Here is a 14404-nt window from a genome sequence, read left to right as displayed (position 1 = left end):
GAGCCGTCCGCCTGCCCCGGCCTCGAGCGCGGCGGCACGCCGCAGCAGCTCCGGCTCGGCCCGCTGCCAGTCATCCAGCGCGGACAGAAGGGTCAGGCCGGGCGTCGCCAACCAGCGCGCGCCGTCGTGCGAAACGACCACCAGCGCGCCGTCCGGGCGGCCGTCGTCCAGAGTGGCAAGGCGCATGATCAGTCCTCGAAGATCGCGACGGCGCGCGTCCAGCCTGCCGAGGCGCCCTTGATCTTGTGCGGGAAGCACGAGACCGTGAAGCCGTGCCCCGGCAGCGCTTCCAGGTTGTGCAGCTTTTCGAGATGGCAATAGCCGATGTCGCGGCCCGCCTTATGGCCTTCCCAGATCAAAGAGGTGTTGCCGGTTTCCTTGACTCTCTGGGCCGTGTAGCTGAACGGCGCGTCCCATGACCAGGCATCGGTTCCGGTCACGCGCACCCCTCGCTCGGTGAGGTACATCGTCGCCTCGTAGCCCATGCCGCAGCCGCGGTTGACGTAGTCCGGCTCGCCCAGGGCCTTGCCCGCCGCGGTGTTGACGAGGACGATATCAAGCGGTTGCAGCACATGGCCGATGCGCGTGAGTTCCTCTTCCACGTCGCTCGCGCTCACTACATAGCCATCGGACAAGTGCCGGAAGTCCAGCTTCACGCCGGGCTGGAAACACCACTCCAGCGGCACCTCGTCGATGGTGATCGAGCGTTCCGGGGTTCCGTCCCTGCCGTTCATCGTCGGGTGGAAGTGATAGGGCGCATCGAGGTGCGTGCCGCTGTGGGTGGTCAGCCTGACCCATTCGGACGCCGCGAAACCGGCGCCGTCGGGCGTATCCTTCGCCGTGACGCCGGGGAAGAACATGTCCAGTTCTCCCGCCGTGTCCATGTGGGTCTGGTACGTGATCTCGGGCTTGAGGAAAGGCGGATCGCTGACCACGTCGTTGCACAGGCTGATCGAGAGATCGACGAAACGGCGCCTCGAAGATTGGCGGATCATGCGGTTTCTCCTCCGAGCGTCTCGGCGAACCAGTCGCTGATGAGATCGCGCCCATAGGCCATGTTGTCCGCGCCGACGTGTTCGACGCCGCCCTCGCGCGCGGTGAAGATCACTTTCTCGCGGCGAGGCGAATTGATCAGCTGGTCATAGAGATCGTCGGCGTAGGCAGCACTGATCTGGCGGTCGCTGGCGCCGTGCGTGACGAGGAACGGCACGCGGACAGCGTGCATGTGGCCGTTGAGGTTCATCGCCTCGGACTTTGCCAGGAAATCGGCCTGGTCCGTCGCGCCGAAGGCCCAGTGGACGTGCGCCCAGTAGTGCGGCACCGGGTTCTCGCCCTCGCGGCCCATGCGCTTGTCCTGCACCTCGCGCCAGTTATGGTTGGCGCCCCAGACCGCGCCCGAGGCGAAGCGCGGCTCGTAGGCCACGGCGCGCGGCGCGAAGTGGCCGCCAAGCGAGATGCCGGTCATGCCGATGCGCTCAGGATCGACGTCCGGCTGCTGCTCCAGCCAGTCCACCGCCTTGCTCGCCCAGCTTTCCGAACGGGGATCGACCGGCAGGTTCTGAAGGCGCAGCGCCTCGCCGGAGCCCGGCTGGTCGACGCAGAGGGTGGAAATGCCCCGACGCGCGAGTTCATGGGGCAGACGAGTCCAGTAGAGCAGTTCCTTGCAGCTATCGAGACCGTTGCAGAACACCACCACCGGCTTGCGCCCCTCGCCGGACGCCCGCGTGTATAGCCCCGGCATCGTGCCGGCCTCCAGCGGAATTTCCACACGCTCGCGGTTCAGCTTGCCCAGTTCGGTCGAGCGATCGAAGGCCGCGCGCGCCCGGGCGTAGGTTTCCTTGCGACCGGGATGGCCGTGCCCCTGCATGCGCTCTGCGGTGATGAGGTAGAGCGCGGCGCGCTCCAGCTTGTTGGACGCGGAGAACGCACGGCCCTTGAACTCGTCCTCGGCGGCAAGGTCGAGCAGCTTGTCGCCCATCGCCGCCCAGGCGGTCATGAACTGCGGGGTTCCGGCGTCGGCACCGTTCGCCGCCGCGTCGCGGATCGGCTGGCACATGTCGATGATCTCACCGAGCTGTGCGCCCGATTCCATCGCGATCGCGACCGAGAGGTTCCAGATGTAGTTCGGAAAATATTCGAACAGGGCCATCGATCAGAGCTCCGCCGCCTGGAACAGCCGCGCATCCGGCTTGGGATGCGGCATCGTCTGCGGGCCGCCCACGCCGATGCCCCACTGATCCATGACCTGGGGACCAGGGACGTGGACTTTGTGCTGGTGCGTCTCGAAATCGACTTCTTCCAGTTCGGATGTATATTCGACCGCGAAACCCGCAGGCGTCGTGAAGTAACTGAAGGTGTTGTTGCCCGCCGTGTGACGGCCGGGCCCCCAGCGCAGGTCCGTGCCGCGCTGCTTGAGGCGGTGCGCGCCGCGGAACATGTCGTCCACCGTCAGCATATCGTAGGCGACGTGGTTGAGGCACGGCGGCCCCGGCAGGATGGCGACGCGGTGGTGCGCTTCGTTGCAGCGCAGGAAGCACATGAAATCGCCCAGCCAGTCGCTGATCCTGAAGCCCAGCACATCGGTGAAGAACCCCACCATGGCCTGATGATCGGGCGAGTGCAGGACGACGTGGCTGATCTTCACCGGCATGCCCTCCCAGCGCGCCATGGCGCGGCTGGTGGAACGCGCGACCTCGGCCGAGATCTCGAAGGGCAGGCCGTCCGGCGAGAAGAAGCGCAGGCCATAGCCGCCGCCCGGCGCATCCAGATCGCGCGGGGCGAAGATCACCTTGCAGCCCGCCGCCACGATCCTCTCGTGCAGCGCATCGACATCCGCGCGCGTGTCGGCGGCGAAAGCGATCACCTCGACATGGTTGGCGTCCGACTTGTGAAGGCGCACGACATGGTGCTCGTCATGGCCGTGGGTCTTGAACCAGGCGAAGTCGTCCTGCCGGGCCACTTCGACGAGCCCCCAGTCCTCGGCGTAGAACGTACGTTCGGCGTCGAAGTCCTCGACGCCATAACCGACATAGCGGATTTCGGTCACTCGGCTCATCACTGCGGTTCCTCGAACAGGAGATCAAATGGGCTGGCTGACCACCGCGAACATCTCGGCGGTGGCCTTGTGGTTGTCGACCGGCGGTCCCTTGCCGATCTGGCCGTGGCAGATCGCCAGCGAAGCCTCGACGATGTAGCGGCAGCGCTCGTAGCGGCGCGCGCGATAGGCCGCGAAAGCCTCTTCCGGGGTGTCGCGGAAAGAGAGTTCCTCGGCCAGCACCAAAGCATCCTCGATGGCCATGCCGGCGCCCTGCCCCAGGTGCGGCGTAGTGGCATGGACGGCATCGCCCAGCAGCACGACGCGGCCCCGGTGCCACGGTCCGTGCACCATCATGCCTTCCAGCGGGCGGTAAACCACGTCGGCATCCTCGGTGATCCGCTGGGCCAGTGCGCGGATGGCGGGCGCGGTTTCCGCCAGCTTGGCGCGCATCGTCGCCGCCAGCCCGTCCAGCGGGTAGCGCGGATTGTCCGGCTCCGGCGTCGTCGCGTAGAGATACATCGTGTCCGCGGACATCGGCACGAGCCCCACTCCGGTCGGCCCGTTGTAGACGCAGAGCGCATCGAGCCCTTCCGCGCGCGGGAAGTTGTAGCGCCAGACCGACTGGCCGGTGAAGGTCGGGCTCTCGGCCTCCGGCAGGATCATGCGGCGTGTCTGCGAATAGAGGCCGTCGGCGCCGACGACCAGATCGTAGCGCCCCGCACCGCCGTCCGAGAAGTGCACCGAAACGCCGGTCTCGTCCTGATCCAGCGCCTCGGCCGTCACGCCAAGCCGGATTTCCGCGCCGAGCGCCCTGGCGCTGTCCCCCAGCACCTTCTGGAGCGCGCGGCGGCCGATGCCGACATTGGACGGCTTGCCCTCGACCAGCGTAGGCGTGGGAATACGGGCGACGCGGGTGCCGTCCGGAACGTAGATCTCCACAGCGTCGAAACCGCAGGCGGCATCGAGGAACGTGTCCAGCACGCCGAGCTGGTCCATGGCGCGGACCACGTTCGATTGCTGGATGATACCCACGCCGTAGACCGACCAGGTCGGGTCGCGCTCGATCACGGCGACGCTGTGCCCCTTGCGGCACAGCGCGATCGCTGCGGAAAGGCCGCCGATGCCGCCGCCGATTACCAGCACCTTGCCTTCACGCATGACGCTCTCCCGCCGGTGTCGCGGCCTCTTGCTTTCGTTGCATGATCCTCTTCCCGGGCGCGCAGCGCCCTATCGCGCGGCCTGGCGCCGCGCTTTAATTAGAATTCATCTTCTAATTGTTGCCGGGATCGTCGTCAAGGGGCGAAGAGGCGTTGACAGCCACGCGCCTGCGGTTCAAATACGAATGCATATTCTAATAATGGCCGGCGGAATCGGCAGGCATCGCGGAGAGCTCCCGGCGGCGGGTCGGGGGCGATCCATGCCACCCTCTGCCGGCAGGAACCGCGTCAGCTTTGAAAGGGAGTGGATGTCCAAGATCCAAAGGGGCGTGAGCCTCTACAGTTTTCAGGAAGAAATGTTCCTGGGTCAGATGAGCGTGGAAGACGTCCTCGCCTTCGCATCCTCGATCGGTGCGAAGGGCATCGAGATCCTGCCCGAGCAGAACATGCCGACTTTCCCGCATATCGACGATGCGGAAGTGGCGCGCTGGCAGGAGATGCTGGCGCGGCACGGCGCGCATTTCACCTGCTACGACATGTTCCTCGATACCAAGCTGCGCAAGGGCGAGACGCTGTCCGACGCGGAGCAGGTGGAGAGCATCCGGCGCGACCTGGTGCTCTGCAACCGGCTCGGCATCCGCAACATGCGCGTATTGATCTTCGTGCGGCCGGACATTCTGGAAAAGTGCGTCCCTTATGCCGAGGAACTGGACGTCCACATGGGCGTGGAAGTCCATGCGCCCTGGCACCTCGAACATGCCTGGATCCTGCGCACGATCGACGTGGCCGACCGGCTGGGCACGAAGCACCTCGGCATCCTGCCCGACATGGGCGTGTTCATGAAGCACTACCCGCCCGAATTCCGCGCCCGCTTCGAACGGCAGGGCGCGCGCCCGGAAGTGGCGCAGTTCATCGTCGACCAGCATGAACAGAAAATCATGTGCGAATACACGATCTACGAAGTCGCGGTGAAGATGGGCGGCAACAAGGCCGAGATCGCCATGGCCGAAACCCTGCGCCATGCGCCTTATGCCAATCCGAAACGGATCAAGGACTACGCCCCCTGGTTCCGCCACATCCAGGCCAAGTTCTACGGCATGACGGAGGACTGCACGGATCCGGCGATCGCTTATGAAGACGTGATCCCGGAACTGGTGAAATGCGGCTGGGAAGGCACGCTTTCCAGCGAGTATGAAGGCAACCGCTGGATCCAGGACGTCATGCCGGTCGACAGCCGCGAACAGGTCCGCCGCCAGCATGTCATGTTCGAGCGCCTCATCGCCAGGGCCGAAGCGCAACGGGAGATCGTCTGATGTTCGACAAGTACCTGATCGACGCCGCCAGCCTGCGCAACACCGGCCCGGCCGATGCCCCGACCGGTTTCGCCTTCGAGGCGCGGCTGGGCTATTATCGCGGCCTCGGCCTCTCGATGATCGAGAAACTGGACGTGTCCATCGACGGCAATGCCCTACCCCGCGCGGCCGTGCGCTTCGATGAAGGCGGCGGTCCTCTCACGCTGGAGGAGATGGAAGCCGCTTACGAGCGCCGCTGGCCTTTCGGCGCGCCGGCGACGATCCTGGTCGATCATGCCGGCGGCTTCCCCGCAGGCGAGCACGAACTGGCTCTGCTCCAGCAGCTTCGCGTCTCCTACCTGCCCTTTCCGTCGATCAATTCCGACGCCAAGCGCGTGTCGCTCTCCGCATGATCGGTCGGCGCGACGCCCTTCGCCTGGGGGCACTGACGGGCCTTGGCGCGGGACTCTCGGCCCCGTCCCTGGCCTTGCCCGCCCCTCGCACCGGCACGCCCGCACAAGGCGTGGAGGGCCAGCGGCGGGCGGATCGGGGCGACGGCACTTATGTCAACCCCATCCTGGCCGGCGACTTCCCCGACCCGACGATCCTCAAGGACGGCGAGGACTACTACCTCACCCACTCCTCGTTCGAGGCCGCGCCGGGCCTGCTGATCTGGCATTCGCGCGACCTGGTGAACTGGCTGCCGATCGGTCCTGCGCTGGACAAGCCGCTGGGCACCGTCTTCGCCGTTGACCTCGTGAAGTACCGTGGCCGCTACTACATCTATATCCCGTTCATGAAGGCGCCCTGGTCGCAGGGCCTCAAGAGTTTCGCCAACATCTACGTCATCCATGCCGACGACATGCGCGGCCCCTGGAGCGACCCGATCGACCTCGGCATCGGCGGCTTGATCGACCCCGGCCATGTCGTGGGCGAGGATGGCAAGCCCTACCTGTTCCTGTCCGGCGTCAACCGCGTGCGCCTTACCGACGACGGCCTCGCCACGGACGGGCCGGTCGAGAAAGTCTACGACGGCTGGAAGTATCCCGACGACTGGGTGACCGAAGCCTATTCGCTCGAAGGTCCGAAACTGCTTCGCCGGGACGGGTGGTTCTATCTCGTGACCGCCGTGGGCGGCACGGCGGGGCCGCCGACCGGGCATATGGTGACGGTCGCCAGGTCGCGCTCGGTGAACGGGCCCTGGCAGGACTGCCCGCACAATCCCGTCATCCGTACCGTCAATCCCGCCGATACCTGGCTCTCGCGCGGGCACGCCACTTTCGTCGAGGGACCGGCCGGCGATTGGTGGGCGGTCTATCACGGCTACGAGAACGGCTTCTACACGCTCGGCCGGCAGACTCTGCTGGAACCTATTCAGTGGGACAAGGACGGCTGGCCGCGCGCCATGGGCGCTGATCTGGCAAGGCCTCTCCCCAAACCGGCGGGCGGGAAGGCGCAGCCGAGCGGGACTGTTCACGGGATGCCCTGGTCGGACAACTTCGCATGCCCATCCCTCGGCAAGCGCTGGCGGTTCTACAACCAGGCGCCGGACGAAAGCGCGCGGGCCGTCGCGGGCGGGGGCACGCTGACGCTCGCGGCAAAAGGGAGGGGTCCGCAGGATGCCTCGCCGCTCACCCACCTCGTCGGCGACCGGGCCTACGAATGCACGGTCTCGCTCGAACTCGAAGGCGGTGCGGAGGCGGGACTGCTGCTGTTCTTCAATGACCGGCTGTTCCTCGGAATGGGCTACGACGGCGCGCGCATGGTCAGCTACCGGGGCGGCAAGCCGAGCTACTGGCAGGAGCCGGTCACCAGGGGCAGCCGGATCGACCTCAGGATCGTCAACGATCGCCAGATCGTGACGATGTACCACCGCGTCCCCGGCGGCGACTGGATACGCCATGCCGTGCGCAGCGAAGTATCCGGCTATCACGCCAATACGATGGACGATCTCGCCAGCCTGCGCCCGGCCCTGTTCGCCAGCGGCAAGGGAATGGCCCGTTTCCGCGACTACCGCTATCGTGCGCTGAGGGAGGGCTGAGCCACCAAGACCGACAGACGCAGCGCCGCCACCAGCCTCTTGGCGGCAGGCCTATCGCTAGCCGGGCGGTCGGCCCTTGCGGCACGGGCCGCGGCTGTCCGTCGCATCCCCCAGCGCCCTTCCCTCCGGGTGATCGCGGACAACGACTACGCCGGCGATCCGGATTCGCTGGTGGCTCTGGCCCACCAGGTGCTCAGCCCGAAAGCACGGACGGTGCTCGTCACCTGCTCGGCGCTGAACCGCAGGTTCCCGTCATCGATCCCGGCAGACCGCACGGCGGCGATCGGCGCCGGTATCGCGACGGAACTGAAGCCGCGCATCGCCGCGCGCATGAAGGCGGTCTGGATCGCCTTCGACGATTTCCTCGCCCTGCTCCTACTCAACGCGCGGGAACAGCCGCGCCGATAGCAGGCCGGCGGCTCCAGCCGCCGGCCCTACCCTAAACCTACCCTACCCTGAGCCTACCCTACCTTACTCCGCCCTGCCTATTCCGCAGCTTCGGACATGCCCGCTTCCGCCCGGCGCAATTGCATCAGCCGCCGCCGCGCGCGGATCGCCCCGGCGTCGGTCTCTAGGATCGCCGGGCGCGCCGCCCAGAAGTCCTGCCCGGCCAAAGCCGCCTGCGCGGCCTCGATCATCGGCTCGTCCTCCTCGACGAAGACCTGGCGCGCCAGGGCCTCGGCTTCGGGCGATGCCTCGTGGTCGTAGAAGTAGTGGCTGCTGGTGCGGGTCTCGGGCGTGATGATGTGCGGGTTGACCATCTGCGGCACGACCAGGTCCGCGCGCCCGGTGCCCGCCCTTGCGAGCCCTACGGTCAGCGCCATGGCCGCCGGCGCATGCCAGCGCATGTGCAGCGATTGGTCCACCCGCTCGCCCTCGCCCAGCATCGGCGCGGCCCAGCTTGGAGGAGTGACCGCCTCCATGTCCCAATTGTTCCAGATCGCCCCGCTCTCGTCCGTAGCCACCGACTGCCGGCCGGAGAAGATCGAGCCGTTCACGCCGAAGCTCGTGACATGCAGGAATTCGGCATGGGTCAGGTCCATGAGATTGTCCGTCACCAATTCGTAATGGCCCTGGATGACAAGGCGGCTGCGCTGCATCCCCGCGCGGTCGACGAAGGCGAAGTCCGGGATCAGCGCCGGATCGGCCTGCTCCGGATCGCCCGGCCAGAACCACAGCCCGCGATGGCGATGGACGACCGGCATCGTCCGCGCGCGGACATGCGCAGGCGGCGGCGCCGGGAACGGATTGTGTACGCAGGCCCCCGTCCGGTCGAAGCCGAGCCCGTGGTAGGGGCAGTGAATCACGTCCTCTTCCAGCCGCCCTCTGCTCAGCGGAACGAAGCGGTGGGGGCAGCGATCGGCCAGCATGGCGTAAGCGCCGTCCGAAAGCCGAGCGATCACCCAGGTCTCGTCCAGCAGCGTACGGGACAACATGCCGCCTTCCGGCACTTCATGATCCCAGGCGGCCAGATACCAGAGGTTGCGCACATAGTCGGACATCGTCTTCTCCCGGTCTTGCTCGGAAGTGGCGGACGATGTGTTCACAGGCTGCGCCGCCGCCCCCGAAAAGGGTCGTCCCGAAGGACAAAGCGGCCCGCAGCATGAAGGCGCGGCAGGATGATGCTGCGCCGACTTCCCAAGCGAAGAAGCTTCGCTACCAGGCTCGATGTCGCTTTTAAATAGAACCGATATTCCAGTCAAGCATCCTGCTCTGGGAACAGGGGCGCGGGCAGCTGCAGCGCGAGCACGAGGCAGGCCAGCAACAGCCCCTCGATCGCGGCGATGGCCGGGAAGACCGCGCCCACGCCGCCTGCCGGTCCACCCGCGAAGAAGGCCGTGCCCACCACCGCGATGCCCATCGCCATGCCCAGTTCCTGCACCGTCTTGATGAGCCCGCTCGCCGCGCCCGCATGGCGGCGATCGACCCGCGCCAGGATCACCGGCGTGAGCGGCCCGCTGGTCATGCCCATCCCGGTTCCGGCCAGCGCGAGGCAGGGCAGCGCCCACCGCAGCGAGATGCCGGTCTCGATCCAGGCCAGCGTTCCCCCAGCGAACAGCGCCATAAGCGCGGTCCCGCCGACCAGCACCCATTTGCCATGGCCCGTCACCAGCTTGCGGCCGAGGAAGGCGATACCCAGCATCACGCCGGCACTGAAGGGAATGTGCAGCAGGCCGGTTTCCAGCGGCGAAAAGCCCAGCAGCTTCTGCGCGCCGAAGGCGAAGACGAACAGGAACCCGCCCGTTGCCGCGCCGAAAGCAAGCGCCATCCCTAGGCCGAGCGAAAACTGGCGCTGCTGGAAGAGGTCGGGCGGGAACAGTGCCGACAGACCCGCCTCAGCCCGGCGCCGCGTGCGCCGCCAGACGTGCGCCAGCAGGATCGGCGCCGCGAGCAGGAGCGCGAAGTGCCAGGGCTGCCAGCCAAGATCGTGTCCGCGCACCAGCGGGTAGAGCAGCGCTGCCATCGATGCGGCGAAGAGCAGGGTTCCGCCGCCGTCGATCCCCCGCGCCGAACCCGATCGCGCCGACGGGAGCAGGCGCGAGGCGACCACCACCGCCGCAAGGCCCACCGGCACATTGATCAGGAACACGCTGCGCCAGCCGAGATCGAACGGGTTGGCGTGGATCACTACGCCCCCGATGATCGGGCCGCAGATTGCCGAAAGTCCGCCGATCACGCCGACCCAGGCCAGCTTCGCGACTCGCTCGAGCGGTTCGAACAGCACCTGGATCAGCGCCATGACCTGCGGCGCCATCATCGCCCCCGCCGCGCCTTGCAGCACGCGCGCGGCGATCAACTGATCCGGACTGGCCGAGAGGCCGCAGAGCAGCGAGGCGAAAGTGAAGCCCGCAACCCCGCCGATGAACATGCGGTTGTAGCCGAAGGAGTCGCCCAGCCTTCCGCCCAGCATCAGCAGGAGCGCGAAAGCCAGCGAATAGCCCGCCGCGACCCACTGCGCCTGCGCCGCCGCCGCGCCGAAATCCCGCTCGATCACCGGCAGCGCCGTGTTGACGATGGTGACGTCGACGATCTCCAGGACCAGCGCCACCATCAGCGTGAGATAGGCCAGCGACTTCTGCCGCTCGGTCAGGTCCATGGCTGGCGCGGGCGCGGCAAGCGCGGTCAAATCACGCCTTCCTTCAGCATCGAAACCGCCGCTGCGCAAGCCCGCGCGGTCAGCGCCATGTAAGTGAGCGAAGGGTTCTGGCAGGCCGAGGAACTCATCTGCGCGCCGTCGGTGACGAAAAGGTTCGGAATATCGTGCGCCTGGCTCATCCGGTTGAGGACGGACGTCTTCGGATCCCACCCCATGCGCGCACCGCCCATCTCGTGGATGGAAGTGCCGCCGTGGCCGGGGCGGTCGAAGCCCATGATCACATGGCCACCCGCTGCGGTCAGCATCGCCGTCGCCTCGCGGTGGGCGTCGGCCAGCGCCGCCATCTCCTCCTTGCCGTGCTCGAAGGCGATTTCCAGCTGGCGCACGCCGCGCGGATCGGTGCGCCGGCTCAACATCAGGCGGTTGCTGGCGCGCGGCATCGAATCGGCGAAGACCACCAGCACCATCGTCCAGGGGCCGATCTGGTGCAGCGCGTCCTTGTAGTCCTTGCCAATACCGCCCATCCGCTTGCCGCGCGTCCAGGTGCCCTGAAGCGCGCCGCCCTGGAACGAATATCCGCGGGTGAAGCCATCGCCGTCCAGCCTGTCGAGATTGCGGAAGCGCGGGATGACGATGCCGGTGGGTCGGTTGCCGAAACTGGTGCGCCCCTCGAAGCCGGGCATGACCGCCATGGCCGCCATCGTATTGGCATGATCCACGATGTGCGTGCCGAGCACCCCGCTCGAATTGGCAAGGCCCCGCGGCATTGCCTCGCTGGCGGAGTTCAGCATCAGGTGGACCGAATTGAACGCCCCGGCATTGAGGAACACCATGCGGGCATATGCCACTTTGTGTTCGCCGGTCCTGGTGTCGATCCAGCGCACGCCGGTGACGCGGCCGGTCTTCGCATCGTAGTCCACCTTGTGAACCTGCGCGTCGGTGACGACTTTCAGCCGCCCGGTCTTCTTCGCCGCCGGCAGGGTGGCCGACTGGGTCGAGAAGTAGGCGCCGTAGGAACAGCCTCGCGCGCATATGCTACGGTACTGGCAATGGGCGCGGCCCTGCTCGGGGCGTGCTTCGGTCAGGTTCGCGGTGCGGCCGATGGTCATCACCCGGTCCGGGTACTTCGCACGGATGCGCTCGCGCACGGCTTGCTCGACGCAGTTCAGTTCCATGGCCGGCAGGAAGCGCCCGTCGGGAAGCTGCGGCAATCCTTCCGCCGCGCCCGAGACGCCCACGAAATCCTCGACTTTGTCGTACCACGGGGCGAGGTCGGCGTAACGGATCGGCCAGTCGGCGCCGAAACCGTCGCGCTTGTTGGCACCGAAATCGTAGTCCGACCAGCGATAGCACTGCCGCCCCCAGGTCAGCGAGCGGCCGCCGAGCTGGTAGGAGCGGAACCAGTCGAAGTCCTTGCCCGGCGCCTTCTGGTAAGGCTGCTCGGCATCGTTGACGAAGTGGCCTTCGGTGAACTCGTTGAAATGCCGGTTCAGCATCTGCACCGGGTATTCCCACGCATAGAGCGCCGCGTCGCCCTGCCCGCGAAACGGCATCTCCCAGGGGGCCTTGAGTTCGGTGGCGTAGCCGGTCTGGTGCTCGATATTGCGGCCGCGTTCGACCATGAGCACGGTCAGTCCCGCCTCGGTCAGTTCCTTGGCCGCCCAGCCGCCGGTGATGCCGGAGCCGACGACGATGGCGTCGAATTGCGTGTCGTTGGTCATGATCAGCCGAAATCCACTGCGGTCCAGTCGCTGGAGAAGGCGCGCATCCCCGGCACCAGAGGTATGTCCCATTCCCATTTGCCGGGGACGAGTTCGTAGCGAAGCTCCTGCGATCCGCCTGCTTCGCTGGTGTAGTAGCCGGTGAGGATCAGGCCCTTGATCGCCGTCCAGGGCGAAGGCAGCGCGCCTTGCGCGAATGCCTCCGCGTCCAGCGCGGCCAGCAGCCGCGTGCGCTCGGCCCGGTCGTGCCGCAGGAAGTCGCCGCCCGCCGCGCGGTCGAGCATATGCTCCAGCCATGGCAGGTGGCGCAGCGATCCGTCGCGGCGGCGGAAGGGTTCAAGCGCCGCAGTGACCATGCCCGCAGCCATCGGCGTGCGCGTGCCGGAAAGCCCATGCGCCAGTGCCAGCACCACGAAATCCCCGACGCCGACATCCTTCGCGCCGGGCGTGTCACTGGGCGGGATGACGAGGTCGGACACGTCCGCGATCAAATTGCGCTGGCGATCGCTCGGCAAGTCTTCCCCGCCCGGATCGGTGAATTTTACTCCCGCCGCCGGGATTCCCAGAGCCATGGCCAGCAGCGCGGCGCCCGCCGTGAAGTCGCGGCGGTTCCAGCCCGATCGGCTTTCGCTCATGCGCGATGCGCTTTCGTCATGCTTCCTCTCGCGTTATTTGTAATTATGGTTCTAATTTGCGCAGGGCCGATCGGTCAAGGCCCTCGATCGCATTGACCGCGAGAGGAATCGTAGATAGGACAAAAAGGAATACCAATTCTAATATAGCGCCGGTCAGCGGCGCGGGCGGAGAGGCATGAACCCGGTTTCCCGATTCTTCAGCAAGCTCACCATGAAGCCGCAGGGCATGACGATCGTCATCGCGGCCTTCCTTCCGATCTTCGCCATCGTCTCGATGTTCCCGATCGTGGCGTCGATGATCGCGCACTTCAAAACCGATCCCGATGCCGCCGCGAAAGTGCCGATGATGGTGACGGCGCCGGGTTTGACGATCGCGCTTCTCGCACCCTTCGCCGGCTGGTTCGTCGACCGGTTCGGCCGCCGCCGCCTGCTGCTGATCAGTACCTTCTTCTACGGCCTTTTCGGCACCCTGCCGTTCTTCCTCGACGATCTGGACCAGATCTTCGCCAGCCGCCTGGCCCTGGGCGTGTGCGAGGCCGGTATTCTGACCATCGTCAACACCCTGATCGGCGACTACTGGGACAACGAAAGCCGCCGCAACTGGCTGTTTCTGCAAGGCGTGATCGGGCCGTTCCTGGCTTCCGGCGTGATCCTGATGTCGGGCCTCGTGGCCTCGGTGCGCTGGAACGGCGGCTTCCTGGTCTACCTGGTCGCGTTCCCGATCTACTTCGCGATGCTGGCCTTCCTCTACGAACCCAAGGGCCGTGCCGCCCATGACGAGACGGTGTCGCCGGATATGGCGGCGAAAGCCCGCTTCCCGCTGGGCGCCGCGCTCGGCGTCGCCGCGCTGACGCTGTTTTCGGCCGCGCAATATTACGTATTCATCGTCAATGGCAGCATCGCCTTCGACGAAGTGGGCGTCAGCGATCCTGCCGCCGTCGCCAAGATGAGCTTCCTTCCCAGCCTCTTCGTCATCCTGGGCGCCCTGCTGTTCCGCATCCTTTCCAGCCGTTCCAACGGCGTCCAGCTCGGCGCCTTCCTTGCCATTCTCGGCACCGGCCTGGCGGTGATAGGGCTGGCCCGCAATCCCGGCGAGATGATCGTCGGCCTCGCCATCCAGCAGACCGGCGCCGGCATGGCCGTGCCCTCGCTGATCGCCTGGGCCCAGACCAAGTTTCCCTTCGAGCATCGCGGCCGGGGCATGGGAATCTGGACCGGATCGTTCTTCTTCGGCCAGTTCATCTCCCCCCTCCTCGTCCATCAGGCGAGCGGCGCGACCGGATCGATGCAGGGCGCCTTCGTCACCGCCGGCGTACTTTCGCTGGTGGTCGCGTTCGGCGCGCTGGCCAGGGGCGCGACGCGGGGCCGGGCGCCCCTTACCGCCTGACGATCACCGGACGGCACAAGGAAAGACCCGCCGGGAG

13 protein-coding genes and 1 pseudogene are annotated in these 14404 nt (G+C 66.6%); 5 read left to right on the top strand and 9 right to left on the bottom strand.

Annotated features, from left to right (window positions below; translation table 11 throughout):
• The 5 genes and pseudogenes from L284_RS0123565 to L284_RS25820 all read right to left on the bottom strand — a co-directional run.
• Positions 1-186 (bottom strand): annotated as a pseudogene (locus L284_RS0123565) (fumarylacetoacetate hydrolase family protein); the annotation flags it as partial.
• Between the two features lie 2 nt (positions 187-188).
• A complete protein-coding gene (locus tag L284_RS25835) occupies positions 189-995 on the bottom strand; it encodes a cyclase family protein (RefSeq protein ID WP_021232156.1) in 807 nt (268 codons plus the stop codon).
• The gene (locus tag L284_RS25830) at positions 992-2149 is read right to left on the bottom strand and encodes an alpha/beta hydrolase family protein (RefSeq protein WP_021232155.1); all 1158 of its coding nucleotides are present in this window, start codon (positions 2147-2149) and stop codon (positions 992-994) included. The genes L284_RS25835 and L284_RS25830 overlap by 4 nt, the downstream gene beginning before the upstream one ends.
• A gap of 3 nt (positions 2150-2152) precedes the next feature.
• Positions 2153-3055, bottom strand: coding sequence for a VOC family protein (locus tag L284_RS25825; RefSeq protein ID WP_021232154.1), 903 nt, complete (start codon positions 3053-3055; stop codon positions 2153-2155).
• Between the two features lie 24 nt (positions 3056-3079).
• Positions 3080-4195, bottom strand: coding sequence for an FAD-dependent oxidoreductase (locus L284_RS25820; RefSeq protein ID WP_021232153.1), 1116 nt, complete (start codon positions 4193-4195; stop codon positions 3080-3082).
• A 307-nt stretch (positions 4196-4502) separates the two neighbouring features.
• On the opposite strand from L284_RS25820, the gene L284_RS25815 reads away from it, so the two are divergent.
• The 4 genes from L284_RS25815 to L284_RS25800 all read left to right on the top strand — a co-directional run bounded on the left by L284_RS25815 (position 4503) and on the right by L284_RS25800 (position 7935).
• Positions 4503-5507, top strand: a complete 1005-nt coding sequence (locus L284_RS25815; RefSeq protein WP_021232152.1) for a sugar phosphate isomerase/epimerase family protein — start codon at positions 4503-4505, stop codon at positions 5505-5507.
• Positions 5507-5899, top strand: a complete 393-nt coding sequence (locus L284_RS25810) for a C-glycoside deglycosidase beta subunit domain-containing protein (protein ID WP_021232151.1) — start codon at positions 5507-5509, stop codon at positions 5897-5899. Before L284_RS25815 ends, L284_RS25810 begins: the two co-directional genes overlap by 1 nt.
• Positions 5896-7527, top strand: coding sequence for a family 43 glycosylhydrolase (locus L284_RS25805; RefSeq protein ID WP_021232150.1), 1632 nt, complete (start codon positions 5896-5898; stop codon positions 7525-7527). The genes L284_RS25810 and L284_RS25805 overlap by 4 nt, the downstream gene beginning before the upstream one ends.
• A gap of 129 nt (positions 7528-7656) precedes the next feature.
• A complete protein-coding gene (locus tag L284_RS25800) occupies positions 7657-7935 on the top strand; it encodes a hypothetical protein (protein ID WP_021232149.1) in 279 nt (92 codons plus the stop codon).
• Positions 7936-8012: 77 nt separating this feature from the next.
• Here the strand turns inward: L284_RS25800 and L284_RS25795 are convergent, their stop codons facing one another.
• From L284_RS25795 to L284_RS25780, 4 genes are all read right to left on the bottom strand, one after another.
• Positions 8013-9029: a Rieske 2Fe-2S domain-containing protein gene (locus L284_RS25795; protein ID WP_021232148.1), complete on the bottom strand. Its 1017-nt coding sequence runs from the start codon at positions 9027-9029 to the stop codon at positions 8013-8015.
• 197 nt (positions 9030-9226) lie between these two features.
• Positions 9227-10654, bottom strand: coding sequence for an MFS transporter (locus tag L284_RS25790; protein ID WP_235054240.1), 1428 nt, complete (start codon positions 10652-10654; stop codon positions 9227-9229).
• Positions 10651-12345 carry an FAD-dependent oxidoreductase gene (locus L284_RS25785; protein ID WP_021232146.1) on the bottom strand — a complete coding sequence of 565 codons (1695 nt, stop codon included), beginning with the start codon at positions 12343-12345 and terminating at the stop codon, positions 10651-10653. The genes L284_RS25790 and L284_RS25785 overlap by 4 nt, the downstream gene beginning before the upstream one ends.
• 2 nt (positions 12346-12347) lie before the next feature.
• A complete protein-coding gene (locus L284_RS25780; RefSeq protein WP_021232145.1) occupies positions 12348-12980 on the bottom strand; it encodes a gluconate 2-dehydrogenase subunit 3 family protein in 633 nt (210 codons plus the stop codon).
• A 175-nt stretch (positions 12981-13155) separates the two neighbouring features.
• Between L284_RS25780 and L284_RS25775 the strand changes: the two genes are divergently transcribed.
• Complete coding sequence (locus L284_RS25775) at positions 13156-14367, top strand: MFS transporter (RefSeq protein WP_021232144.1); 1212 nt, start codon at positions 13156-13158, stop codon at positions 14365-14367.
• The last annotated feature ends 37 nt before the right edge of the window (positions 14368-14404 follow it).

This window comes from Novosphingobium lindaniclasticum LE124 (assembly GCF_000445125.1).
Taxonomy (GTDB): domain Bacteria; phylum Pseudomonadota; class Alphaproteobacteria; order Sphingomonadales; family Sphingomonadaceae; genus Novosphingobium; species Novosphingobium lindaniclasticum.
Note: the sequence above shows the minus strand (reverse complement) of the source record. Positions and strands in the feature narration are given on the sequence as shown.

Coding starts and splice junctions, on each gene's coding strand:
- L284_RS25820 (WP_021232153.1), bottom strand. CDS start 4,195: ATGCGTGAAGGCAAGGTGCTGGTAATCGGCGGCGGCATCGGCGGCCTT.
- L284_RS25810 (WP_021232151.1), top strand. CDS start 5,507: ATGTTCGACAAGTACCTGATCGACGCCGCCAGCCTGCGCAACACCGGC.
- L284_RS25825 (WP_021232154.1), bottom strand. CDS start 3,055: ATGAGCCGAGTGACCGAAATCCGCTATGTCGGTTATGGCGTCGAGGAC.
- L284_RS25830 (WP_021232155.1), bottom strand. CDS start 2,149: ATGGCCCTGTTCGAATATTTTCCGAACTACATCTGGAACCTCTCGGTC.
- L284_RS25775 (WP_021232144.1), top strand. CDS start 13,156: ATGAACCCGGTTTCCCGATTCTTCAGCAAGCTCACCATGAAGCCGCAG.
- L284_RS25780 (WP_021232145.1), bottom strand. CDS start 12,980: ATGAGCGAAAGCCGATCGGGCTGGAACCGCCGCGACTTCACGGCGGGC.
- L284_RS25795 (WP_021232148.1), bottom strand. CDS start 9,029: ATGTCCGACTATGTGCGCAACCTCTGGTATCTGGCCGCCTGGGATCAT.
- L284_RS25805 (WP_021232150.1), top strand. CDS start 5,896: ATGATCGGTCGGCGCGACGCCCTTCGCCTGGGGGCACTGACGGGCCTT.
- L284_RS25815 (WP_021232152.1), top strand. CDS start 4,503: ATGTCCAAGATCCAAAGGGGCGTGAGCCTCTACAGTTTTCAGGAAGAA.
- L284_RS25835 (WP_021232156.1), bottom strand. CDS start 995: ATGATCCGCCAATCTTCGAGGCGCCGTTTCGTCGATCTCTCGATCAGC.
- L284_RS25785 (WP_021232146.1), bottom strand. CDS start 12,345: ATGACCAACGACACGCAATTCGACGCCATCGTCGTCGGCTCCGGCATC.